The sequence below is a fragment of the Streptomyces sp. NBC_01520 genome, assembly GCF_045040375.1.
Taxonomy (GTDB): domain Bacteria; phylum Actinomycetota; class Actinomycetes; order Streptomycetales; family Streptomycetaceae; genus Streptomyces.
This window is the reverse complement of sequence record NZ_CP109404.1, coordinates 2,466,937-2,491,220: the sequence shown is the minus strand read 5'-3', so window position 1 is coordinate 2,491,220 and position 24,284 is coordinate 2,466,937. Positions and strand designations below refer to the sequence as shown.

Here is a 24,284-nt window from a genome sequence, read left to right as displayed (position 1 = left end):
AGCGGCGGCCTCCGTAGCGTCGAACGGCACCGACGCACCCAGTAGCGGAGGCGGTGCCCATGAGCCCACCCACACCCGCTGACCCCGACGGTGTGGCGGCGCCTGGGGCGTGCGGACGAACAGGCCCTGGCGACGCGCTCGACAGCCCCGATGGCGAGGCCCGCTACTGCGAACAGGTCGCCCGCGTTGAAGCGGAGGAGAAGCGGCGCCGTGCCGCTGAGTGTTGCGGCCACGGAGGTAGCAGCGGCTCGATCAGTGCCCACAAGTCGTCGTCCACGATTCACGGTCGAGTGCTCACACCCTCACGAACGGCCGAATCGTCACACTGGTAACGCCCAACCAGGGCATGCATCTCGACGAGATCGTGCAACGAGTTCTTAGGTCGGCTTCTTCCGGACCGTCACCCACGCGGCGAAGTCTTCGATGCCGTCGATGAGCGCCTCGAACCGAAAGGAGTGGAGGAGGTCGAAGGCGTGGTGAGCGCCTGGCAGTTCGATGTACACGACTGGCGAGGTGGAGACGGAGCGCAGAGCGGCGACAAGAGCCCTGGGGTTCGCGGTGTCCACCAGCTCGTCCAGGTCCCCGTGCGCGATGAGGAATGGTGGTGCATCCGTCCGGACGAGGTTCACCGGCGAGGTCGCCGGGTCGCCGTCGAAGTACTCCGCGAGAAAGTCAGGCTGCCTATGTCAACGCGCTGGGCGGCAAGCTGAAGATCGTCGCTGACGTCGGTGATGAGATCTACGTCCTCGGCTGACCCGATCTGCAAACTCCGGCCCCGCCAGGCGTCGCTGCTCGCTCGGCGGGCCAAGTCGCTCAGTGACAGGTACGGGTGTCGGCGGTGAAGGCGCCGAGGATCTGCGGGGCGCGGCCGATGAGGGGCCTGTGCCAGCGGCGGGTGCAGGCTTCTGTTTGGCCGTCGGCTCGGCGGGGCAGCGGCCTCCAGGCGGTCGTATGTCAATGTGTGACACCTTCTTCGCCCGTGGTGCGGTCGTCCGACAGGCTCTGTTCCTCACACGAAGAGTGAGGAACAGAGCACTGAGCGGGGCCTCATCCCAAGGACGCCCTGTCACGCTCATGCTCCGCCGCGGAGCGACTCCTCATCCAGCGAGGCAAGTCTGCTGAGGATGTCAACGGCTATGGCCCGTTCACCCTCGGGAAGTGATCTGAGAAGTAGTTCGTTGATCCGTTCTGCCGGAGCGATCAGGGAATCGAGCAGCGCGGCCCCCTCGTCGGTGAGACTCAGCAGGGTTCGCCTGCGGTCTTCTTCGTCGCGCACTTGGCTCACGAGCGCCTGGTCGGTCAGGCGGCGGATCATCAGGTTGACCGTGGAGCGGTCCAGCGAGGTGAGGCGTCCGAGCGTCCGTTGGTCCACGCCGGGGTCCCGGCTCAGCGCGTTGAGGATGGCGAACTTCTGGGAGGTGATCTCCCTGGACACGTGCTGGGTCCAGAGAGCCGTGTGCACCTGCTCGGCACGCCGGATCAGATGGCCGATGTAGTTGGGCAGCTCCAGTGCGCGCGCCACGGTGCTCCCTCCGTCCGTCGTCTAGGTGGTGCCGGCCGAGGGACAGCCGGTCTGGATGGAGTCTAGGAGTGCGCGGCACCACCCTGTGTGCGACCTTCCGTCAGCGGTCCCGTCGTCCGGGGCGCTGCTCGTACGGGGTGGCCCGGGAGCCGTCGACACCCACTTCGAGACGGCCGACGCGGTCGATCTCCAGGACGACGCGGTCCCCATGGCTGAGCGGTCCCACTCCAGCGGGCGTGCCTGTCGCGATCACGTCGCCGGGGTGGAGTGTCATGACGGACGAGGTGTAGGCGATCAGCTCCGCGACCCCGAAGATCAGATCGGCCGTGTTGGTGCGCTGCCGGGTGACTCCACCGACATCACAGCGCAGGTCGAGGGAGTCGGGGTCCGGAATCTCGTCTGCGGTGACGATCCAGGGCCCGATCGGTGTGAACGTGTCGAACGACTTGCGCGTGGAGCGGTCCTCGCCGGAGCGCACGGTGATGTCCAGAACGCAGGTGTAACCGAAGACGTGATCCAGTGCGTCCCTTGCGTCCACGTGATTGGCGGTGCGTCCGATGACGACGCCGAGCTCTCCTTCCTGGTCGGTGCGCTTGTCGGTGTAGGGCAGGACGATGTCCTGACCCGGGCCGATGACCGAGGAGTTGGCCTTGAGGAAGACCCCGAGATCGGCGACCGAGGTGGTGTAGGCCATCTCGGCTTTGTGGTCGAGGTAGTTGACCGGTGCGCCGACGACTTTTCCGGGCCGGGGCAGGGGGGCTTCGAGGGCCGCTTCGTCGAGCGGAACGCGAGCGCAGCCGGTGAGGTCGACCTGTACTGCTCCGTCGCGTGCGACGGTCTCGATGTGCTGGTGCAGCGCACCGGCCGCACTCGGGGTGCCGGTTCCGGTGAGTTGTTCGGTCACGTCGACGAGGTCGTCGCCGTCGACGATTCCGAGGCGTCCCTTGTTGAACAGGGCCAGACGCATCGTGGCCTCCTTGTGAAGTGTCGGGTGGGGGAGATCAGGCGCCGGGGTCGGCGTCTTCGCTGCGGTAGAGGCCGAGGGAGCGCATGACGGGCTCGTCGCTGTACGAAAACAGGACCGCGTCGTCGGAGGCCGAGGCGTTCAGATGACGGTAGGAGGCCCAGCCGGGCACGGCGAAGGTGTCGTGCTCGGCCCACTCCAGTCGTGCGCCGTCCACGATCGTGGCGCCTTCACCGCGGACGACGTTGAAAATGGTGGAGGCTGTGTGCCGACGGCCTGCCCCCTGGAATCCGGGGCGCAGGCGCTGGACGCGGCAGCCGATGGTGGGCATGACCGGACCGCCCGTCCACGGGTTGGTGTACTCCAGGACGATGCCGTCGACGTCGCTTCCCTCGGCCGTGTCGGCGATGCCTTCCAGTGACCGCTGGGTCTCCTGCCAGGTGTAACGAGTGACGGGGGAGTTGGGCCCGTCCTGCGAGAGCCAGACGGGATTGAGCCTGCCGTGGAGGAACTGCCTGCTGCCCGCGTCGTCCGCTCGGGTAACGGGCTGGAGGCGCTGGTGGAACCTCTCGTAGAAGCCGGCTTCCAGGGCGTTGACCAGCGGGTAGTCGAGGGCGTCGAGCCAGATCATGGGCGCGTCGCCCTCGTGGGTGTGGTCGTGCCAGTGCCATCCCGGGGTGAGTAGCAGATCACCCGGAGCCATGAAGACACGCTCGCCGTTGACCGTCGTCCACGCGCCGCTGCCCTCCAGGATGTAGCGGAAGGCGTTGGAGGTGTGCCGGTGGGCCTGCGCGGTCTCGCCGGGCAGGATGACCTGCAGTCCGGCGTAGAGCGTGTTGACGGTGGCCGGGGGATCGGTCAGACCGGGGTTGACGAGCATGAGGACCCGGCGTTCGGCCTCTTCCAGCGAGAGGGTCTGAGAGAAGTGCAGGAGGAGGGGCCGCAGTTCCTGCCAGCTCCAGCGGTAGGGAACGGCGCGGCTCTTCGGCTGGGCGGGGAACAGGTTTCCGTAGAAGCGCCAGAGCGGAGCCGCACCCAGGCCCGGCAGGGCCTTGTAGGCGAGTTCGTCGGTCGTCATGGTGTCCTCCTGCGGTTGCTGGATCACGGGATGGGGACGGTGGCCGGGGACGGCGTCCACACCCAGGAGACGTCGTCGAAGTCCTCGGGCCCACGTGACGCGAAGAGCTGGTTGCGCAGGGTGGCCCCCATGCCCTCCAGGTGGCAGATCTCGCCGAAGGCGCGGGCGTTGGTCTGGATGAGGGCCGCGCGCTCGCGGCGCTGATCGGCGTACGCCGCGAAGGCGTCGGCAGGGTCGGTGAACCGGCCGAGAGCTCCTCCGAGGGCGACTGCGTCCTCCAGTGCCTGACATGCGCCTTGGGCCAGGTACTGCAGCATCGGGTGCGCGGCGTCGCCGAGCAGTGCGATCCGGCCGTGCACCCAGTTGTCGATGGGGAGACGGTCGAACAGAGGCCAGCGCCGGTCCCGCGCTATCAGGGGCAGGGCGTCACGCACGGCCTGGCAGGTTCCCGCGAAGCGTTCCTCGAGCTCGGCCTCGGTGCCCCAGGCGTCGGAGTCCGGTGTGTAGTGGTCGCTCTCGAACACCGCGACCTGGTTGTAGAGCTCGCCGCGTCGTACCGGGTACTGCACCAGGTGCATGCGCGGTCCGGCCCAGACCATCACCGCGTCCGAGGCGGCGTGCTGTGACATCCGGCCGGTCATCCTGTGCGCGGGAAGGGCTCCACGGAACGCCACGTAGCGCGAGCAGACAGGCTCGCCGTCACCGACCAAGGCCTGGCGCAGCCGCGAGTGCAGACCGTCCGCCGCCACGACCGCGTCGGCCGTCAGTTCCGTCGCAGTCTCGGCGAAATGCAGGTGTACCGCGGAGTCGTCCTGTCCGGCGTGTGTAACGGTGTGCCCGGTGCGCAGCGTGATGGCGGGGTGTTCCTGGCAGGCGGTGAGGAGCGCGGCATGCAGGTCCGTGCGGTGCGTGACCAGGTAGGGGTGACTGAAGCGCTCGATGTACGCAGGGCTGCGGAGATCGAGAGAGGTGACCTGATCTCCGCTCAGGGCGTCCATCATCACGAGCCGGGGCGGGGCGACCGCACTGCGCTGGACCGCCTTGAGCACCCCCAGTTCTTCGAGGGCCTGAGAAGCGTTCGGGGCGAGCTGCAGGCCGGCTCCGATCTCCCCGAACTGGGCGGCGCGTTCCACCAGGGTCACGTAGTGACCGGCGCGGGCGGTGGACAGCGCTGCGGCCAGACCGCCGATACCGCCGCCGACCACGGCGATGCGGAGTGGAACACGGGTCACGGACATATGGCCTCCTTGGCAGGGAAGTGGAGGACACCGACGGAAGGCGGCGAGAGGAGCCGCCGGAATGATCAGTACGCTAATCATTGGTGTACGGATCATATTGCGAGGGCGTTACCCCGGTGTCAACGGTTTCGCTGAGATAGGTCAGCCGGGGACGCGGCTCAGGTCCGTGGGATCAACATGCGGCCGTGTGACTGTCCGCGTGTACGGGAGCGTCGGTGTACGCGGTGATGTCCGCGAAGGTGACGCCCGGGGCCGTATCGACGAGGGCGAGGCCGCGGGCGGTTACATCCAGCACACCGAGATCGGTGATGATGCGGTCCACGCATTGCCGACCGGTAAGGGGCAGAACGCACTCCTCAACGATCTTGGGGCTGCCGTCCTTGGCGGTGTGTTCCATGACGACGATGACACGGCGGGCGCCGTGGACCAGGTCCATGGCGCCGCCCATGCCCTTGACCATCTTGCCGGGGATCATCCAGTTGGCGAGGTCGCCATGGGCCGACACCTGCATGGCGCCGAGAACGGCGGTGTCGATGTGCCCGCCCCGGATCATGCCGAAGGAGAGTGCGGAGTCGAAGAAGGAGGCGCCGGGCAGGACGGTGACTGTCTCCTTCCCCGCGTTGATGAGATCCGGGTCGACCTCGTCCTCGGTGGGGTAGGGGCCGGTGCCGAGGATGCCGTTCTCCGAGTGGAGCACGACGTGGACTCCGGGCGGGAGGTAGCCGGGTATGAGGGTGGGGAGGCCGATACCCAGGTTGACGTAGGAGCCGTCAGCGAGTTCTTCGGCTGCGCGGGAGGCCATCTGTTCACGGGTCCAGGGCATCAGATGCTCACCGTCCTCTTCTCGACAGGTTTGTCAGCGGCTTGTTCAGGGGTGAGTTCTACGATTCTTTGCACGTAGATGCCGGGCAGGTGCACATCGTCGGGTGCCAGCTCGCCCGGTTCGACGAGTTCCTCGACTTCTGCGATGGTGACGCGGCCGGCCATGGCGGCGAGCGGGTTGAAGTTTGCGGCGGCCCGGCGGAAGACGAGGTTGCCGTGCCGGTCGCCGCGCCAGGCCCGGACGAGGGCGAAGTCGGTGGTGATGCCGTGCTCCAGGAGGTACGGCCGCCCTGAGAAGTCCCGGGTTTCCTTGGGCGGTGAGTCGACGGCGACCGAGCCGTCGGGTGCGTAGCGCCAGGGAAGGCCACCCTCCGCCACCTGGGTGCCGACGCCGGCTGGGGTGTAGAAGGCGGGAATGCCTGCGCCGCCGGCCCGCAGGCGTTCGGCGAGCGTGCCCTGCGGGGTCAGCTCCACCTCAAGCTCTCCACTGAGGTACTGCCGGGCGAACTCCTTGTTCTCGCCCACGTAGGAGCCGGTGACCCGGGCGATGCGCCCCGCAGCGAGCAGGATGCCCAGGCCGCGGCCGTCCACGCCACAGTTGTTGGAGACGACCTCCAGCCCGGCTGCCTCCTGTTTGTGCAGGGCGTCGATGAGGGCGTCAGGAATTCCGGAGAGTCCGAAACCGCCGACGGCGAGTGAGGCGCCGTCGGGGATGTCGGCGACCGCCTCGGCAGCACTGCCGCTGACTTTGTTCACGTGCGTGATTCCTTTTGTGTGATGGCGCCGGGCAGGACCGTGGGCCGGCCGCCGTCGACGACGAGGTCGGCGCCCGGCTGCGAAGCGCAGGCCGCTGCCCGGCCCTGGCTTTGGGCGGTGCCGGAGATCAGAGCCACCTTGCCTTCGAGCCGGTTCACTCAGCGGCCTCGGGGGCGCAGGGCGTCGGAGACGGACTTGACGCCGCCGTGTGCGGTGAGGCCGCCGTCGACGGGGATTTCGGCTCCGGTGATGAACGACGACTGGTCGGACATCAGGAAGACCACCAGCGGCGCCACTTCGTCGACGCTTCCGGTACGCCCCAGCGGGGTTTCGCGGATGTTGGTCTCGCGGAAAGCCGGGGCGGCTGAGGCGGTCATCTCGGTCTCGATGTAGCCGGGATGGACCGTGTTGACACGGATACCGCGCGGGCCGAGCTCCAGCGCCGCCGTCTTCGACAGTCCCCGCAGCGCCCACTTACTGGTCGTGTACGCGACCGGGTAATGGGCGGTGAGGGCTGCGGAGGAGCCGACGTTCACGATCGAGGAGCCCAGGGGCATCAGGGGCATGAGGTGCTGGATGCCCAGGAGAGGGCCGGTGACGTTGACCGCGTGGACGCGCGCCATGTCCTCGGGGCGCACGTCGCCGACGCGGGCACGCCAGGTGATTCCGGCGTTGTTGACCAGGCCGTGCACCTGCCCGTATGTCTCCCGCAGTTCGGCGGCGAGTTCGGCCCAGTCCTGCTCGCTGGTGACGTCCAGGCCGCGGCAGCCGTCCCCGGGTTCGACATCCGTGGCGATGACGTGGGCGCCTTCGTGGGCAAGAGCGGTGGCCTCGGCTGCGCCCAGACCACGGGCCGCGCCGGTGACGACGACCACCTTGCCGAGCAGTCTCATGGGGTGCGGGCCGGTCACGGCCGCTCCCGGTTTCGACGCCGGCCGATCGGCAGGGGCAGGGGCTCAGCACCGGGGACAACGGTGCTGGTGAGCGTGCCGACGCCCTCGACGGTCAGACTGACGGTGTCGCCCGGCTGCAAGGGGGGCGGGGTCCGCTCACCTCGCCGGCCCCAGAGCTCGGCGAGGCAGCCGCCGTTGCCGCACGTGCCGGAGCCGAGGACGTCGCCCGGGACCACCCGGGTGCCGCGTGAGGCGTAGGCGGTCATCTCCTCGAAGGTCCAGCTCATGTTGGACAGGAGGTCCTCGCCGATGGTCTCCCCGTTGATCGCGGCGGTGAGGGCCAGCCGCAGGAAACCTTCGGAGTCGCGGTAGGGCTCCAGCTCGTCCGCGGTGACCAGGTAGGGGCCGAGGGTGGTTGCGGTGTCCTTGCCCTTGCAAGGGCCGAGACCCACCTTCATCTCCGCCGACTGGAGATCGCGGGCGGACCAGTCGTTGAAGACGGTGTAGCCGACGATGTGGTCACGGGCCCGTTCCGGGGTGAGGTCGCGGCCCTCGCGGCCGATGACGGCGGCGACCTCGAGTTCGAAGTCGAGCACGGCGGAGCCGGGCGGCACCGGGACGCCGTCGTGAGGGCCGTAGATCGCGTGGGGGTTGGTGAAGTAGAAGGTCGGTGCCGCGTACCACTGCTCGGGTACACCGGCGACGCCGTCGACCGCGCGGCGCACACCTTCGACATGCTCCTCGAAGGTGACGAAGTCGCGTACGGACGTGGGCTGGAGTGGGGCCAGCAGCCGGACCTGGGAGACATGAGGTCCGGCCGGTACGTCGAGTGCCGCCGCACCTGCGGCGAGCAGGCCGGGCAGCCCGTCGGTCTCTGCGAGCAGCGTGGTGAGTGAGGTGACGCCGGGCAGGGGGAAGAGTGTGCCGTCTTCTTCCACCACGGCAACGCGGTGGCGGTGCTGATGTTCGTAAGTGGCGAAACGCATGGTGCGGCTCCAGAAGGGGGCGGGGAAGGGCCGCTGCGGCCGTGTGCGTGACACGGCCGCAGCGGCCCCCGACAGGAACAGGAGAGGAGTGGTCCGGCTCAGACCGGCGGGGCGACGAACACGCCTCGGTCGGGGTCGTTGAAGGATTCCTTGGCGACGATTTCGTTCATCGTGTTGGCGGTGCCCCACTGGTCGGTGACCTCGGGCTTGGAGAAGTCGTAGACGTGGGGGTGCCAGGTGTCCTCGTCGAGGTTCTCCAGCTCGGTGGTGTATTCGACGGTGTTGCCGTGCGGGTCGAGGAAGTACGTGAAGGTGTTGTCGCCCGCCATGTGCCGTCCTGGCCCCCAGATCTTGCGGAAGCCGGCCCGCATGACGCGGCCGGAGCCGCGCATGTACTCGTCGATGCCGCGCATCTCGAAGGAGACGTGGTGCAGCGCGGTGTGCGGGCCCTGGGCGATGGCCATGGAGTGGTGCTGGTTGCTGATCCGCATGAAGTGCATGACCTCGCCCATGTGCGGGGAGCTGAGCGTGTCGGAGAGGGCGAAGCCGAGGTGGCGCTCGTACCACTCCCGGGTGCGGTTCAGGTCGGGGGAGTTGAGGACGACGTGGGAGAGCTTGACCGGGATGGCCTCCTTCTCCTCGATCTTCCTGTGCTGCCGGACCTCGACGTCGGCGGACACCTCGATCGTGCGGCCGTCGACGTCGAAGAAACGGAAGCCGTACCCGCCGCCCGGGGTGTCCACGGCACCGGGCCGCGAGATCAGCTGCACGCCCCCGGCCAGGAGCCGCTCGGCCAGGGTGTCCACATCGGCCGGGCTCGCGGCGCCGTAGGAGACGAGGTCGAGCCGCTTCTCCTCGGCCCTGCGCAGCCGTACGACGTACTGCTCGGGGGAGCCCTCGGCGGCCAGGAAGGAGATCCCGGAGTCCTCGGTGACCTTGGTGAGGCCCCAGACGCCGGCGTAGAAGTCGAGCTGCTTGTCGTAGTCCGGCACCGCCAGGTCGACATGACGCAGGTGGGTGAGCAGGCGTGCGCTCATGGTGGGTTCCTCCTCAGGCGAGGGTGAGGTTGAGCAGGGCTGAGGCGTTCCGGCCGCGTACGGCGTCGAGATCGGCCTCGGACAGCCGGGCTGCCCGCAAAGCGGCGACGGGGTCGTCGGCACCCATGTCGAAGGGGAAGTCGGAGCCCAGGAGTACGCGGTCGGCCCCGGCGGCGCGGATCAGCTCGCGCAGGACGTGCGGGTCGTGGACGAGGGAGTCGAAGTAGAGCCGCTTGAGGTAGCTGCTGGGCAGGTGGGCGCAGCCGGCACCGGCGTCCGAGCGGGCGGTCCAGGCGTGGTCGGAGCGGCCGATGTGGGTGGGCAGGTAGCCGCCGCCGTGGGCGGCGATCAGCTTCAGACCGGGGTGGCGGTCGAGCACGCCGGAGAAGATGAGGTGGGAGAGGGCGACGGCGTTCTCGGTGGGCTGGCCGACCGTGTTGGACAGGTACCAGCGGTCCAGACGCTCGTCGAGCGTGCATCCGAAGGGATGCAGGAAGAGCACCGCGCCGCTTTCCTCCGCCCGGGTCCACAGGGCCTCGTACGCGGGGTCGGACAGCTCGCGGCCCGGTGCGTGGCTGGAGATCTCCACGCCCAGAAGCCCGTGCCCCAGCGCGTCGTCAAGCGCTTCGACGGCCATGTCCGGGTGTTGAAGTGGTACGAGTCCGAGCCCGCGCAGCCGTTTAGGGGCCGCCGCGCAGTGCGCTGCGGTGGCCTCGTTGGCCAGCTGGTACACCTTCTCGGCAGTCTCCTCGTCGGCCCAGTAGTGGTAGTGCGAGGGGGACGGGCTGACCAGCTGTATGTCGACGCTCTGCTGGTCCATCGCCGCAAGGCGCACAGCGACGTCAGTCAGTTTCGGGATGCGCTCACCCACCATGCGCCCACTCACCGCGAGAGCCTCGGCGCCGTTGCGCCGGGCGTCCAGAGCTTTCGCCGCATCGTGGCCGGGCAGGCCGGCCACAAGTGCCTCGACCTCGGGAAGCAGGACGTGCGCGTGTACGTCTACGGTCGGGGCGGTCACGGCATCTCCCGGAGCATCGTCATGGTGCGGCCCATCAGGCCGGGAACATCGGCGTCACGCACGCCGTCCAGCTGCCACTGCCCGATCTGTACAGACGCTTCCACCACCGGCCGGACCCTTGCGATCCGTCGTTCGTAGTACTGCTGGAACAGGGTGTCGTCCCAGGTGTCGGACCCGGTCAGGAGCTGCGCGAGGACCCAGGCGTCCTCCAGGGACAGGGCGGCGCCCTGCGCGAGGGTGGGCGGGCAGCAGTGGGCGGCGTCGCCGACGAGGACCACCCGGCCCCGGTGCCACGATCCCTCGACCAGCATGCGGTCGAACCAGGTGTAGTTGACCTGCGTGGGGTCGGTGATGTGCTCGGTGATCTCCGGCCAGTTGCCGCCGTAGGCAGAGGCCAGGCGGCGCATCTCGTCGGCGTACGAATCGGCCGGGATGGTGGCGCGGTCGCGATTGGCCTCGACGACGTACGCGTAGAGCGTGCTGTCGCTGGTGGGGCAGTAGCCGGCGATGAAGGCCGGGCCTCCATAGGCGAGGTCGGTGCGCTCCACGCCTGTGGGGCGGGGGGTGGCGATGCGCCAGATGGCCATGCCGGTCGGTTCGGGCTTCGCCGTGATGCCGATGGCGGCCCGGGTCGTGGAGCCGAGGCCGTCGGCGGCGATCACCAGGTCGTAGCGGCCCTCGGAGCCGTCACTGAAGCGGACGGAGACGCCGTCGGCATCCTGGTCCAGGATATCGGCGGTGATGCCCAAGCGGACGGACGCGCCGCTTGCGCGTACGGCCTCGATCAGGATGCGCTGGAGCTGCGGCCGCTGCATGCCGACGGTGGCGGGGAGGTCGTCGCCACCGCTGCGGATGTCGTCCTGCGCGTGCAGGACGGTCCCGTCAGGGGCGGTGATGCCGACCGACCCGAAGCCGAAGCCGGATGCCTCGACCTGCTCCCACACGCCCAGCTCGCGCAGCACGCGCAGGGCGTTGCCCTGGAGGGTGATGCCGGAGCCGGCGGTGGCGTTCCAGTCACCCTTGGCCTCGATGAGGTTCACGTCGAGGCCGGCTCGCCGCAGCAGGAGGGTCACGGCGTTCCCGGCCGCGCCGCCACCGATCACCAGGACCGTACGAGCTTCATTCATGGGGGAACTCCCTTGTTCCTGGTACTACTTGACGGCGATCGGGTTGATGGGGGAGCCGACTGCGCCGGTGATGGGAAGGGGCGCGGCGGTGAGCCAGAACGCGTACGCGCCGTCGGCGGCACAGTCCTCGGCAAGGGCCTCCAGGTCCCACATCTCCCCGATGAGCAGGCCGATGTTGGGGATGGCGACCTGGTGCAGAGGCTGGAAGGCGACGTCGAACTCGTTGGGCCGCACCTCGAAGCCCCAGGTATCGGTCGCGATCGCGGCGATCTCACTGCCGTGCAGCCAGCCGGCGGTGGTGAAGGACAGGCCGGGGGCCGCGCCGCCTGCGTAGTCGCCCCAGCCGTCGCGGCGTACCCGGGTGAGCTGACCGGTACGCACCAGGACGATGTCGCCGCGACCGACGCGCAGGCCCTGGGCCTCAGCAGTCGCTGTCAGGTGTTCCTCGGTGATGGCGAAGCCGTCGGGCAGCTCGCCGTTCTCGCCGATACTGCGGCCGACGTCCAGGAGCACACCGCGTCCGGCGACGTGCGGGGCCATGTGCTCGATGCCGGTGACCAGGTCGCCTTCAGAGGTGACTGTCTTCGCCGCGTCCCGGCCGTTCCACGTCCTGCCGTGGTCGAATATGTGGCCGAGCCCGTCCCACTGGGTCGAGCACTGTAGCGGCATAGCGATGACGTCGTCGGCACCGCCGAGGCCGTGCGGGAAGCCCTGCAGGCCGAGTGCCGCGTCGGTGCCGGTGTCGAGCATGGTGTGCACCGGATTGGTGCGGCGGCGCCACCCCTTTTGGGGGCCGTTCATGTCGAAGCTCTGGGCGAGCGAGAAACTGGCGCCCCGGCGGATGAGCGTGGCGGCCTCGCGCCGTTTCGCCTCGTCCAGGAAGTTGAGGGTGCCCAGCACGTCGTCCGCGCCCCAACGTCCCCAGTTGGAGTACGCCTTGGCGGCCTCGGCGATCGAGCCCTCGGGATCGGTGCGGTCGAGGGTCATGACGTCTCCCCGACACAGCGGGTGCGCTGAGCGCCGAGTCCGGTGATGGCGCTGTCCATGACATCGCCGTCGCGCAGCAGCCGCCCCCAGTGCATGCCGTTGCCGGCCGGGGAGCCGGTGAGTACCAGGTCGCCGGGCAGCAGCTGGGCGGTCTGCGAGGCGTAGGACACCATGCGCGCGACGTCGAAGATCATGTCCTTGGTGGACTCGTCCTGCATGGTCTCGCCGTTCAGTTTCAGCACGAGGCGGAGGTCGTCGGTGTCCCCGACCGTCGCGGCCGGCACGATCCACGGGCCGAGCGGGGTGAACCCCGGGGCGTTCTTGCTACGGAGCCAGTCGGTGCCGATCTGCGGCATGTCCCGACGGAACACGGTCGCCCGGTCGGTCAGGTCGTTGGCGATGGTGTATCCGGCGACGTGGCTGAGGGCCTTCTCCACGGACACCTGGTGGGCCGGACGGCCGATGACAACCGCCAGCTCCAGCTCCCAGTCGGGCTTTTCGGCCCATGCGGGGAGGACGACATCGTCGTACGGGCCGGTGATCGCGCTCGGCAGGCCGATGAAGACGTACGGCAGGTCCTCGGTTGCCCTCCGGTCCATGATCTCCGCCGCCTCCGCGCGCCGCTCCTCCTCGGAACGATCGTCATCCGGCGCCCGGTGCGCGACATGCAGGTCGATCACGTGCTGCCGGTAATTGGCGCCCGACTGGAACACCTGGCGGGGCTCGACCGGTGCGTGCACCCGAAAGTCCGCCAGAGGCCTTCGCTCCAGAGCACTGTCGCCGGCCAGCGACGTAAGCCGCTCCGCAGCCGTGTCCCAGGCCTCCAGGAGACTACGGATGGACAAGGACTCGTCACCGAAGGCAGCGCGCAGGTCGACTGCCTGGGCGTCCGCCGTGACGAGCGCGGGGAAGGCCGGTCCGCCCGGTGCCGAGAGCGTGGCCAGAGCGAACGGCCCGGCGAACAACGCGGATGCAGATTTCACGAACATGTCCTCCTGATTGCTGTGTGACTAATCTGGACCCAGCACCCGGGATCACGGAAATCAATTCTGTGGATGGCCCTCATCCATCGTGTTTATTCCTTCCTGGTCGACGCCTTACCGCAAGGGGGAAATCTCGTGAATCTGGCCCGTCTCGACCTCAACCTCATCGTCGCTCTGCGTGCCCTGCTGGAGGAGCGCAACGTCACCCGCGCCGGGGAGCGCGTCGGACTCAGTCAGCCCGCGATGAGTGCTTCCCTGGCCCGGTTGCGCCGCCACTTCGGCGACGATCTGCTTGCCCGTGTCGGCGGCCACTACGAACTCACCGCCCTCGGCCAAGTCCTCCTGCACCGCACTTCCACCGCCTACGAAGTGGTGGAGCGCCTCTTCGCCAGTCAGGCCGACTTCGACCCGGGAAGCGAGAAGCGCGAATTCAAACTCGTGGCGTCCGACTACGCGGTCGCCGTGTTCGGCGCCGATCTCGCCCGGGTGGTCCACGAGGAGGCTCCCGGCATCCGTCTGCGCTTCGTCCAGACCCCGCCCACCGTGGTCGACGACACGGCCACGCTGCTGAGCACGACCGACGGTCTGCTCATGCCGCACGGCGTCATCAGTGACTTCCCCGCCACCGACCTCTACGAGGACAGCTGGGTCTTCCTCGTCGCGGACGACCACCCGAGCGTCGAGGACCGGCTCACCCTCAACGATCTGGGACGACTGCCGTGGGTCACCTACCAGCGGACCTACGACGCCCCCGCCGTGCGCCAGCTCGGCATGCTCGGCATCGAGCCGCGCGTGGAAGTTTCCGTCGACAGCTTCCAGCTGTTGCCGCTGCTGGTGGCGGGCACTCGGCGCATCGCCCTGATCCAGGCCCGCCTCGCCCGGCTCCTTGCACCGCTCGCGGCCGTGCACGTGGTGCAGCCGCCCTACGAAGCGGTCCCGCTGCGGGAGGCGATGTGGTGGCACCCGGTGCACACGCACGACGCGGCCCACATCTGGCTGCGTGAAACGACTGCCCGCGTGGGCAGGCGCATGGCTGACGTGTCCGGGGCGCCGACCGCAGACCGCTGAGTGTGCGTCCCCGCGGCCACCAGTGAAACCTGGCCGGGAAACATCGCGCCATCCACGGCTTGGATCGACGTCATCCGAAACTTGGATCGCGTGGGGGGTGGGCAGTGCAGCGCCCGAACCGCATAGTCATGGCACATCACGCGCATGCGCAGCGATCTCCGACAGCCGGACTCGCCCGCTACATGGCGCGACCTTCCCGCCTCGCATCCTGGAGTGCCGCCATGCCGGTTTCTGCTGATCCGCCTGTCAGTGAGCGCGATGACCACCCGGCTGTGGCGGGCAGGCTGCCAGCTGCTCTGCTGATGGCCGGCAGTTGTCTGCCCATCCTCGGCGCCGTGCTGGTTGCTCCGGTTCTGCCTCGTATGCAGGACCATTTCGAGGGTGTACCGGGTAACGCGGCGTTGGTCCCCCTGGTGCTGACGGTCCCGGCGCTGTCACTGGCTCTCCTTGCCCCGTTCGCCGGTGTCATCGTCGATCGGCTCGGCCGCAAACGCTTGTTGGTCGTGGCGACGATCTTGTACGCGTTGTTCGGCACGGTGCCGCTGTGGCTGGACTCCCTGCACGGCATCGTGGTCAGCCGCGTGCTGCTAGGGGTAGCGGAGGCCGCCATCATGACCGGTTGCACCACCCTGATCGGTGACTACTACACCGGCAAGCTCCGTGACCGCTATTTCGCCCTGCAGACGATGTGCGCGTCGGCATCAGCCACCGTCTTCTTCGTGTTCGGAGGTGCTCTCGGGGCGGTCAGCTGGCGTGCGCCCTTCTGGCTGTACGCGGTGGGTCTGCTGCTTGCCCCCGTCATGGCCCGTGTGCTGCCGACACCGGCAACCGGCGCCAGGCGCGTGGCAGGAGAGGAGCCCGTCGAGGCCGAGCGTCGGCCCTTTCCCGTGCGCAGAATGGCCGGCCTGTGCCTGCTGACCGTGTTCGGGGCGGTTGTCTTCTACGCCGTCCCTGTGGAGATGTCCTACCTCCTCGACGACTTGGGTGTGGATTCCACAGGCGTCATCGGAGCAGTCACGGCGATCGCCAGCGCCGCCACCGTGGTCGGCTCGATCGTCTTCACCCGGCTCACCGACCGGCCGCGACGCCGACTGCCGGCACTCTTCCTGTTGTGTGCCGCCGGCTTCCTTGTCATGGGGACCGCCGACAGCCTCCCCTTGTTGATTGCGGGCGCCGTGTTGAACTGCGTCGGGACGGGGCTGCTTCTGCCCTCGCTGCTGACGCTGGCGATGTCCCGGCTCGACTTCGCCGACCGAGGGCGCGGTACCGGCCTGTGGACGGCGGCCTTCTTTCTCGGTGAGTTCCTCTGCCCACTGGTCCTCCTGGGAGGCAAGGAAGTCCTGGGCGACCTGGCATCGGCGGTCGGACTACTCGGACTGGTCACCATGCTGGTCTCGGCCGCACTGCTGCCCGTCACGCGGCGTACGACGCAGCGGGAGCCGCATCACCATGCTCCTGAACATCCCTGACCGATCAGGGTCACCGCGCCGGTACGGCCAGCGTCGACCGGCGCACGACCAGTTCCGGCTGCAGTACGACGTGGGCGTGTTCGTGGTCGGCGCCGCGGGTCGTCTCCTCGACGAGCAGACGGCCGGCCTGCCGTCCCATCGCCACGGCAGGCCGTCGCACCGAGGTGAGCGGGACGACGGCGGACGCGGCGAATTCGATGTCGTCGTAGCCGACCACCGCAAGGTCCTCCGGCACCTTCAGCCCGGCTTCGTACAGCGCCTGGAGTACGCCCAGGGCAAGCAGGTCGTTGGCGCAGAAGACGGCGGAGGGGCGGTGGGGGAGCCCGAGGATGCGGTGCCCGGCGTCCTTGCCCGCGCCCACGGTGAGGTCCGCACAGGCGAGCTCCCTCAGGGCGGTGAGCTGGAGCCCGGCCTGAGTGACAGCGTTGACGGCTCCCCTGCGGCGGTCCCGCACCTGCTGGAGCTCCGGACCGCTGACATAGGCGATGGAGCGGTGTCCTTGGTCGATCAAGTGGCGTACCGCGGCGTGCCCACCCGCCACGTCGTCGATGCCGACGGAGCACGCGCCGGGCTGAGGGCCGTACTGGTCGGCGACGACGAATGGAACAGCATTCCGTCGGAAGGCAGCCACTGTGCGCCCGACGGCCTCTCCGGAGGTCAGCACGGCACCTCGGATCCGGTGCGAGGTGATCAGGGAGAGATGGCGCGACTCCTCTTCGAGGTCGCGGGTGCCGGTGCAGACCATCACACCGAGGTCGGCCTCGCGGGCGGCCTGTTCCACGCCTATGGCGAGGGCCGTGAAGAACGGGTGAGCCAGATCCGGCACGAGAACTGCGAGGACACGGGCGGCCCATCCATGAAGTTGCCGGGCTCCTTCTGTCCTTACGTAGCCCAACGAGTCGATCACTGCCAGCACGCGGGCTCTTGTGGGTCCAGCCACGAGTTCCGGGCGGTTGAGCACGTTGGAGACGGTGCCGAGAGATACGTCGGCCTCCCGCGCGACATCCTTGATGCCCACTCTGCGGCGTGCGGCATTCTCATGGTCCATCAGAGTCCTCTGTATGAGCCTTGGGTCAAGACACGTCGGAGAGTGCACGGCAGGCCCGCTTCCCTCCACGGTCTAACTGCCACTCAGGGCGGCGGTGCTGCCGCGTACCACCAGTCGCGGTGTCATGGAGGTCTGCATGGCCCTGTCGCGTCGGCCCTCCACGCGCTCGATGAGCATGCGGGCGGCGGAGGAGCCCATGGTGTGCCCGGCCTGGTCGACGCTGGTCAGCTGGACGGGGGCCAGGGCGGCCAGGGCCGTGTTGTTGTAACCGGCGAGCGAAAGGTCGTCCGGGATGCGCAGCCCGAGTTCGTGGGCCGCCCGGTAGATGCCCAGAGCCGCGACATCGGCGCCGGTCATGACGGCGGTCGGCCGGCGCTCGGCGGTCAGCAGAGTCATGCCGGCCTTGAAGCCCCCTTCGTCGGAGTACGCGGCGTGGTGGACGCGTACATGGTCGGCGAGACCGTGCCGCTCCATGGCTGCGCGGTAGCCGTCGGCGAGGACGACCTCCGGTGTGCGTTTCCACTGATTGGCCTTGGTGCCGGGGGCGGCGACCAGGGCGATGTCCCGGTGGCCGAGCGCCACGAGATGGTCCACCACCAGCTCGGCGCCGGTGTCGTCGGCGTCGACCACCGAGTCGTGGGTGTCGGTGCCGTCGTGATGGCCGATGACCACGGTCGGTGTAGCCGTCGCCGTCGCCAGCACCTCGGCACGCGAGGTCCCCGGCGCGATGAGGATCAAGCCGTCCATCTGACGGTCGACCATCGAACGGATCGTCTTCGCCTGCTCGTCCGGGTCGAAGCCGGCCGCGCCGATCAGCACCGTGTACTCGCTGGTGCGGAGCTCCTCCTGGATGCCGTCGAGGATGTCCGCGAAGAAGGCGTTGCGGACGTTGTCCAGCAGCACGCCGATCGTGTACGTCCGCCCCCGCATCCCGCGGGCAGCCGCCTGCGGGCGGTAGTCCAGCTCGGCGATGGTCGCGCGCACCCTCTGCTGCATGCCCGGGCTCACGCCGTAGGCGTTGCGCAACACCTTGGACACCGCGGCGACGGACACGCCCGCGTGCCGCGCGACATCGGTGATGGTCACACGCTTGTTCTGCTTCGGTGCGGCGGACCTGCCCATCGTCAGCACTCCGGATTTCATAGGCGTCGGTGTAACGGTCTACATCATGGCGCCTGAATGACGACAAGGCTACTGTCCCGTGCTCCGGTGTTACAGCTCCGTGTCTTGACGGATCCATCGGTGCGGTGCAGGGTGTTGCTCACTTCGTGGTGGAGAACGTTACACGCAGCCTTCTGCGCGGTCGGACCCGTCTGCCTTCCTCAGCGCCGCTCGCCGTTCCTCGCCCTCTCTCAAAGACCTTCGGGAGTCTTCCGTGTCTCTTCGCATGCCCCGCGTTCGTCGTGCGCGTCTGAGCCTGTTCACGGCCGGCACCGCCTCACTGGCACTGCTCACCACCGCCTGCGGCGGTGGTGGCGCCGGATCCTCTGCCGCGCCCAAGGAGTTCAGCTACCTGAGCGTCACCGAGAACACGACCGTCAAGACCGCCCTGACCACCATGTCCAAAGGTGCGTGCAAGTCGGCGAACGACGAGCTGCCGCTGAAGGTGGAGACCGTCCCGCAGGCGAGCTTGGACCAGAAGCTGCAGCTGCTGGCCGGCCAGGACGCCCTGCCGGTGCAGTTCGCTGCGGGCAACGCGCCGGCGTTGACGCAGCAGTTGGCGAAGTCGGGCAAGGTCGCCGACCTGGAGAAGGAGCTCAAGTCTCTCGGCGTCCTGGACCAGTTGGAGCCTGCCGCCGTCTCCACGATCAAGGCGTTGTACGGCGGCAAGGTCGAGGTGCTGCCGTACGAGTACAACATCGAGGGCATCTTCTACAACAAGAAGCTCTTCCAGGAGAACGGCATAGCTGTGCCGGGCACCTGGGACGAGTTGGTGGCTGCCGCGGCGAAGCTGGACGGCAAGAAGGTTCAGCCCTTCTCCGCATCCGGTCAGCAGGGGTGGCCCATCACCCGCCTGGTGAGCACCTACCTGTACCGCAGTCTGGGCCCCGACGCTCTCCAGAAGGTGGCCGACGGCAAGGCGAAGCTCACTGACCCGGAGTACGTGAAGGCCGCTGAGGAGATCGCCGCTCTCGGTAAGAAGGGGTACTTCGGGAAGGGCGTCGGTTCGATCGACTACGACACCGCGATGAACCAGTTCCTCAACGGCAAGGCAGCCATGTTCTACATGGGCAGTTGGGCGCTGGCCAACGTCTCCGACGCGAAGCAGAACAAGGTCGGCGCGGAGAACGTCGGCTTCATGCCCTTCCCCGCTGTCGCCGGTGGCAAGGGTTCCATCGACCAGTACCCCTCCAACGTCGGCCTCGGCATCACCCTGGGTGCGAAGTCCTTCGACAAGAAGACCGGCGCATGGGCGTCCTGCATCGCCAAGAACTACGGCAGCACCGCGCTCAAGGACCACGGCTCAATCTCCGGCTTCAAGGTGAACACCGAGGTGAAGGACGCCAACGAGGTCACCACGCAGGTCCGCGACACCATCAGCACGTCCAAGCAGAACGTCCTGTGGTTCGAGGCCCTGTTCAGCACCAAAGCCACCACTGTGAGCCAGACCAACGCCGCCGGCCTGGTGGCCGGGAGCATGAAGCCCGAGCAGTTCATGCAGACCGTCCAGGATGCTCTGGCCGCCCAGTGATCAACCGGGGGCGGCCCATCGGCCTCCTCGCGCCATACGCGTGGGCCGCCCCCGGTTCCGTTCCGACAGGTTTCTTCAACGGAAACGAAGTGGACACCATCCATGCACCGCGTACTCGGTGACCGCAGGGCCATCGCAATCCTCCTCGGTCCCGCCCTTCTGGTCTATTCATTGGTCATGCTGGTCCCGATCGTGTGGTCGCTCGGGTATTCCTTCACCAAGGGCAACACCATCGACGGCTTCACCGGAAACGGGGTCGCCAACTTCTCCCGCCTGTTCGATGACCCGGCCGTCCATGACGCCCTCTGGTTCACTCTCAAATACGCCGCCATCGTCACGGTGGGACAGGTCATCGCCGGCTATCTGCTGGCACTGCTCTACGTGTTCTTCCTCAAGAAGTCCTCCGCGCTCATCCGCACCCTGGCCTTCTTCCCCGTCGTACTGCCCACGGTCGCGGTGGGCCTGCTCTTCCAGAAGTTCTTCCAGGTCGCCCCGCAGACAGGCCCGGTCAATTCGCTGCTCAATGCGGTCGGAATCGAATCCATCGATTTCTTCGGCAACGCGGGAAGCGCGTTCTGGGTCCTGATCGTCATGGACATCTGGCGCTCCATGGGCTTCTACGCCGTACTGCTCTTCGCCGGCCTGGTGGACATCCCCGACGAGGTCCTCGAATCGGCCCGCCTGGACGGCGCCTCGGGACTGCGGCTGATCCGCCACATCGTGCTGCCGCTGTCCCTGCCGGTGCTGATGTCGTCACTCATCTTCAGCATCAACGGCACCCTGAAGGTCTTCGACTCCGTCGTCGCCCTCACCAACGGCGGCCCAGGCAACGGCACCACCCCCCTGACCCTGTACATGTTCCAGACGTCGTTCACCTACAGCGACTACGGCTACGGCAGCACCATCGCCCTGCTGCTGACCGTGGTCTGCCTGCTGGTGAGCCTGGTCGTCCACCGCGTCTCGCAGCGCGACCTCACGGAGGGCTGAACACATGGCCATCGACACACCTGTGAAGACCTCCGCAGGCCGCTGGAGCCGAGGACCGTCCGGAAACGCCGGACCGAGCCGCAGGCCCAGGGCACCGCGCCGGCTGTGGGTGAAGATCGTCGTCACCCTGCTACTGGTCGTCGAGATCTACCCGCTGATCTGGATGTTCCTGACCTCCCTGAAGTCCAACGACGACTACCTGAACAACTCCACCTGGAGCCTGCCCACGACCTGGGAATGGGGCAACTACTCCGAGGCCTGGACCACCGGCAACCTGGGTCTCTACGTCCAGAACAGCCTGCTCGCCGTCCTGCCCGCCCTCGCACTCATGCTGCTCCTGGGCACAGCCGCGGGATTCGCCCTGCAGATCATGGTGTGGAAGGGCCGCAGCCTCACCCTTCTCGTCTTCCTGGCGGGCATGATGGTGCCCCCGCAGATGATCCTCCTGCCGCTGTTCACGGTGTACTTCCAGGCCGGCCTGTCCGGCACCCTGTGGCCGCTGATCCTCACCTACACCGGCACAGGACTGCCGCTGACCGTCTTCATGATGGCCACGTACTACCGCACCGTCCCCCGCGAACTCTTCGAGGCCGCCACCATCGACGGCGCCGGCATCCTGCGCGCCTTCTGGACCATCAGCGTGCCCCTGGTCCGCAACGCACTGCTGACGGTCGGCCTGGTGCAGTTCTTCTTCATCTGGAACGACCTGCTCATCGCGCTGACCTTCACCAACAACCAGGACCTGCGGACCATCCAGGTCGGTCTGCTCAACTTCACCGGTGACTTCGGCGCCACCCAGTACGGTCCCCTGTTCGCCGCCGTCTGCATCAACGTCTTCGGCACCCTCCTGATCTATCTCTTCCTCAACCAGAAGGTCATGAAGGGCCTCACCTCGGGAGCGGTCAAGGGCTGAGCCACGCCCGAAACCCCGCTCGCTCTGCTCCCGTGCACGTGACGAAAGGCTTTCCTTGCTCCCCCCGCAGCCCTCACCGGTGACCTTCGAACATCTCCCGGACGGCCTCGGCATCGGGGCCCCCGCCCCGCGCCTGACGTGGACGTTGCCGAAAGGCGGCGGTTCCCAGGAGGCATACGAGCTCGAACTCACTCGCGCCGGACGGACCGACCGCACCGGCCGCGTCGCCGGCCGGGACCAGGTGCTCGTTGTCTGGCCCGGCGCACCGCTGACCTCCCACGAACGCGTAACCGTCCGTGTCCGCGTCTGGACGACTAACTCCGATGCCCCCTCGGGCTGGAGTGGGCCAAGTGTGGTCGAGGCGGGCCTGCTCGACGCGGCCGACTGGCACGCCGTACCGGTCGGCGCCGACTGGGACGAGGACCCGGAAGCCGACCGTCGCCCGGCGCGTGTCCGCAAGGACTTCCGTCTCGACGGGCCCGTCACGCGCGCCCGTCTCTACATCACGGCTCACGGCCTGTACGAGGCGGAGATCAACGGGCGCCGGGTCGGCGACGAGACCCTCGCCCCGGGCTGGACGGTGTACCCGCATCGCTTGCGCTACCGCACCCACGACGTCACCGGCCACCTCACCACAGGCGCCAACACCATCGGAGCCTGGCTCGGTGACGGCTGGTACCGGGGCAAGTACGGCTTCGACGGCGGCACCCGCAACATCTACGGCACCGACCAGTCCCTCATCGCCCAGCTGGAGGTGACGTACGAGAACGGCACCACGGTCACGATCGCCACGGACGGCACCTGGAGCGCCGCCCCCGGACCGATCCTGACCAGCGGCCTGTACGAGGGCGAGACGTTCGACGCCCGGCTGTACGACCCCGGCTGGGCCACCCCCACCGGCGCCGCCGCGGGGGGGTGGGCCCCCGTGCGTACCCACAGCCGTGACCTCGGCGTCCTCGTCGCCCCGACGGGCCCACCGGTGCGCTGCACCGAGGAGATCGCGCCGGTCGAGGTGACCCGCACCGGCGACGACCGCCACCTGCTCGACTTCGGCCAGAATCTCGTCGGCCGCCTCCGCGTCACCCTCGACGGCCCGGCCGGCACCGCCGTCACCCTCCGGCACGCCGAGGTTCTGGACGCGGGCGAGCTCGCCACGCGGCCGCTGCGCGAGGCGTACGCCACCGACACCCTGATCCTCTCCGGCCGGGGTCCGCTCACCTGGGAACCACGCTTCACCCTCCACGGCTTCCGCTACGCAGAAGTCAGCGGCTGGACACCCGACCTGACCGCCGACATGGTGACCGCCCGGGTGTACCACACGGACATGCGGCGAACCGGCTGGTTCGAGTGCAGCGACCCGCTGGTCAACCGCCTGCACGAGAACGTCGTATGGAGCATGCGCGGCAACTTCGTCGACATCCCCACCGACTGCCCCCAGCGCGACGAACGCCTCGGCTGGACCGGCGACATCCAGGTCTTCGCACCCACCGCAAGCTTCCTCTACGACTGCGCGGGCATGCTCGACTCCTGGCTCACCGACGTCGGTCTCGAGCAGCTGCCCGACGGCACGATCCCCTGGTACGTGCCCGTCATCCCGGGCGAGCCCATGTGGACGCCGATCCACCCGGGGGCCGCCTGGGGGGACGTCGCCACGCTCACCCCCTGGACACTCCACCAGCGCTTCGGAGACCTCGACCTGCTACGCCGTCATTACCCCATGGCCAAGAAGTGGGTGGACCTGGTGGAAGGTCTCGCCGGGCCGACCCGGCTGTGGGACACCGGCTTCCAGCTGGGGGACTGGCTCGACCCGGCCGCACCACCCGACGACCCGGCCGCGGGCCGCACCGACCGCTACCTCGTCGCCACCGCCTACTTCGCCCACTCCGCCCGCCACCTCGCCCTGACGGCAGCCGCGCTGGGGAATGACGCGGACGCCGAGCGATACAGCGCACTCGCCGACGAGGTGGCTGAAGCCTTCCGCCACCGGTACGTCCTTCCCTCGGGCCGTATGACGAGCGACAGCCCCACCGCCTACGCAGTCGCACTCGCGTTCGATCTGCTGACCCTGCGGCAGAGGCAGCCGGCCGGCGACCGCCTGGCTGAGCTGGTCGTCGAGGACGACGCCCGCATCGCCACCGGCTTCGTCGGCACCCCACTGATCTGTGACGCGCTCACCGACACCGGGCACCTCGACATCGCCTACCGCCTGCTCCTGCAGACCGAATGCCCATCCTGGCTGTACACCGTGACCATGGGCGCCACAACGATCTGGGAACGCTGGGACAGCCTGCGGCCCGACGGCTCCCTCAACCCCGGGGGCATGACGTCGTTCAATCACTACGCTCTCGGAGCCGTCGCCGACTGGCTCCACCGTGTGGTCGGCGGCATCACCGCCACGGCCCCCGGATACCGGAAGATCACCTTCCGCCCACGCCCCGGCGGCGGCATCACGTCGGCCCGCACCCGGCACGAGACCCCCTACGGAACGGTGGCCATCTCATGGGAGCAGGCCGCCACGGGGCTGACAGCCGACATCGTCGTACCGGAGGGCTGTGAAGCAATCGCAGAACTGCCCGGTTGTACGCCGGTCGCCCTGGGGCCAGGCGAACATGTCCTCGACACGGCGAAACTCGCCATAAAAGTTGCCTGAACAAACCCCTCGCGCATCAGCTATAGCAAGCCCGGCGCATGCCTGC

23 protein-coding genes are annotated in these 24,284 nt (G+C 68.3%); 6 read left to right on the top strand and 17 right to left on the bottom strand.

The window, feature by feature from the left end:
- Window positions 1-377: 377 nt before the first annotated feature.
- The 15 genes from OG524_RS11350 to OG524_RS11280 form a co-directional block, all read right to left on the bottom strand.
- A complete protein-coding gene (locus OG524_RS11350) occupies window positions 378-629 on the bottom strand; it encodes a hypothetical protein (RefSeq protein WP_405390961.1) in 252 nt (83 codons plus the stop codon).
- A 443-nt stretch (window positions 630-1,072) separates the two neighbouring features.
- A complete protein-coding gene (locus OG524_RS11345; RefSeq protein WP_037827391.1) occupies window positions 1,073-1,522 on the bottom strand; it encodes a MarR family winged helix-turn-helix transcriptional regulator in 450 nt (149 codons plus the stop codon).
- A 100-nt stretch (window positions 1,523-1,622) separates the two neighbouring features.
- Complete coding sequence (locus OG524_RS11340; protein WP_405390962.1) at window positions 1,623-2,489, bottom strand: fumarylacetoacetate hydrolase family protein; 867 nt, start codon at window positions 2,487-2,489, stop codon at window positions 1,623-1,625.
- 34 nt (window positions 2,490-2,523) lie between these two features.
- Window positions 2,524-3,564 (bottom strand): cupin domain-containing protein, encoded by a 1,041-nt coding sequence (locus OG524_RS11335; RefSeq protein ID WP_405390963.1) that lies wholly within the window; start codon window positions 3,562-3,564, stop codon window positions 2,524-2,526.
- A gap of 23 nt (window positions 3,565-3,587) precedes the next feature.
- Window positions 3,588-4,796, bottom strand: coding sequence for an FAD-dependent monooxygenase (locus tag OG524_RS11330; RefSeq protein WP_405810059.1), 1,209 nt, complete (start codon window positions 4,794-4,796; stop codon window positions 3,588-3,590).
- 178 nt (window positions 4,797-4,974) lie between these two features.
- Window positions 4,975-5,625 (bottom strand): CoA transferase subunit B, encoded by a 651-nt coding sequence (locus tag OG524_RS11325; protein WP_405810057.1) that lies wholly within the window; start codon window positions 5,623-5,625, stop codon window positions 4,975-4,977.
- A complete protein-coding gene (locus tag OG524_RS11320; RefSeq protein WP_405390966.1) occupies window positions 5,625-6,380 on the bottom strand; it encodes a CoA transferase subunit A in 756 nt (251 codons plus the stop codon). Before OG524_RS11320 ends, OG524_RS11325 begins: the two co-directional genes overlap by 1 nt.
- The gene (locus tag OG524_RS11315) at window positions 6,377-6,538 is read right to left on the bottom strand and encodes a hypothetical protein (RefSeq protein ID WP_405390967.1); all 162 of its coding nucleotides are present in this window, start codon (window positions 6,536-6,538) and stop codon (window positions 6,377-6,379) included. Before OG524_RS11315 ends, OG524_RS11320 begins: the two co-directional genes overlap by 4 nt.
- Window positions 6,539-7,273 (bottom strand): SDR family NAD(P)-dependent oxidoreductase, encoded by a 735-nt coding sequence (locus OG524_RS11310; RefSeq protein WP_405812448.1) that lies wholly within the window; start codon window positions 7,271-7,273, stop codon window positions 6,539-6,541.
- Between the two features lie 14 nt (window positions 7,274-7,287).
- Entirely contained in the window at window positions 7,288-8,259 is a 972-nt protein-coding gene (locus tag OG524_RS11305; protein WP_405390968.1) for a fumarylacetoacetate hydrolase family protein, read from the bottom strand.
- A gap of 98 nt (window positions 8,260-8,357) precedes the next feature.
- Window positions 8,358-9,296: a VOC family protein gene (locus OG524_RS11300; RefSeq protein ID WP_405810055.1), complete on the bottom strand. Its 939-nt coding sequence runs from the start codon at window positions 9,294-9,296 to the stop codon at window positions 8,358-8,360.
- Window positions 9,297-9,309: 13 nt separating this feature from the next.
- Complete coding sequence (locus OG524_RS11295; protein WP_405390970.1) at window positions 9,310-10,314, bottom strand: amidohydrolase family protein; 1,005 nt, start codon at window positions 10,312-10,314, stop codon at window positions 9,310-9,312.
- Window positions 10,311-11,441 (bottom strand): FAD-dependent oxidoreductase, encoded by a 1,131-nt coding sequence (locus OG524_RS11290; protein ID WP_405390971.1) that lies wholly within the window; start codon window positions 11,439-11,441, stop codon window positions 10,311-10,313. The genes OG524_RS11295 and OG524_RS11290 overlap by 4 nt, the downstream gene beginning before the upstream one ends.
- A 24-nt stretch (window positions 11,442-11,465) precedes the next feature.
- Window positions 11,466-12,428 (bottom strand): cyclase family protein, encoded by a 963-nt coding sequence (locus tag OG524_RS11285; RefSeq protein WP_405390972.1) that lies wholly within the window; start codon window positions 12,426-12,428, stop codon window positions 11,466-11,468.
- Window positions 12,425-13,417 carry a fumarylacetoacetate hydrolase family protein gene (locus tag OG524_RS11280; RefSeq protein ID WP_405390973.1) on the bottom strand — a complete coding sequence of 331 codons (993 nt, stop codon included), beginning with the start codon at window positions 13,415-13,417 and terminating at the stop codon, window positions 12,425-12,427. The genes OG524_RS11285 and OG524_RS11280 overlap by 4 nt, the downstream gene beginning before the upstream one ends.
- A gap of 129 nt (window positions 13,418-13,546) precedes the next feature.
- Here OG524_RS11280 and OG524_RS11275 point away from each other — a divergent pair, with 129 nt between their 5' ends.
- Together OG524_RS11275 and OG524_RS11270 are read left to right on the top strand one after the other, a co-directional pair.
- Entirely contained in the window at window positions 13,547-14,479 is a 933-nt protein-coding gene (locus tag OG524_RS11275; RefSeq protein WP_405390974.1) for a LysR family transcriptional regulator, read from the top strand.
- Between the two features lie 221 nt (window positions 14,480-14,700).
- Window positions 14,701-15,948, top strand: a complete 1,248-nt coding sequence (locus OG524_RS11270) for an MFS transporter (protein ID WP_405390975.1) — start codon at window positions 14,701-14,703, stop codon at window positions 15,946-15,948.
- Between the two features lie 10 nt (window positions 15,949-15,958).
- On the opposite strand, the gene OG524_RS11265 is transcribed toward OG524_RS11270, so the two are convergent.
- Together OG524_RS11265 and OG524_RS11260 are read right to left on the bottom strand one after the other, a co-directional pair.
- Window positions 15,959-16,996: a LacI family DNA-binding transcriptional regulator gene (locus OG524_RS11265; RefSeq protein WP_405390976.1), complete on the bottom strand. Its 1,038-nt coding sequence runs from the start codon at window positions 16,994-16,996 to the stop codon at window positions 15,959-15,961.
- Between the two features lie 72 nt (window positions 16,997-17,068).
- Window positions 17,069-18,139: a LacI family DNA-binding transcriptional regulator gene (locus OG524_RS11260; RefSeq protein ID WP_405810051.1), complete on the bottom strand. Its 1,071-nt coding sequence runs from the start codon at window positions 18,137-18,139 to the stop codon at window positions 17,069-17,071.
- 244 nt (window positions 18,140-18,383) lie between these two features.
- Here OG524_RS11260 and OG524_RS11255 point away from each other — a divergent pair, with 244 nt between their 5' ends.
- From OG524_RS11255 to OG524_RS11240, 4 genes are all read left to right on the top strand, one after another.
- Window positions 18,384-19,688: an ABC transporter substrate-binding protein gene (locus OG524_RS11255; RefSeq protein ID WP_405390978.1), complete on the top strand. Its 1,305-nt coding sequence runs from the start codon at window positions 18,384-18,386 to the stop codon at window positions 19,686-19,688.
- Window positions 19,689-19,790: 102 nt separating this feature from the next.
- Window positions 19,791-20,675, top strand: coding sequence for a carbohydrate ABC transporter permease (locus OG524_RS11250; RefSeq protein ID WP_405390979.1), 885 nt, complete (start codon window positions 19,791-19,793; stop codon window positions 20,673-20,675).
- 4 nt (window positions 20,676-20,679) lie between these two features.
- Complete coding sequence (locus OG524_RS11245; RefSeq protein ID WP_405390980.1) at window positions 20,680-21,588, top strand: carbohydrate ABC transporter permease; 909 nt, start codon at window positions 20,680-20,682, stop codon at window positions 21,586-21,588.
- A 79-nt stretch (window positions 21,589-21,667) separates the two neighbouring features.
- Window positions 21,668-24,238, top strand: coding sequence for a family 78 glycoside hydrolase catalytic domain (locus OG524_RS11240; protein ID WP_405810048.1), 2,571 nt, complete (start codon window positions 21,668-21,670; stop codon window positions 24,236-24,238).
- The last annotated feature ends 46 nt before the right edge of the window (window positions 24,239-24,284 follow it).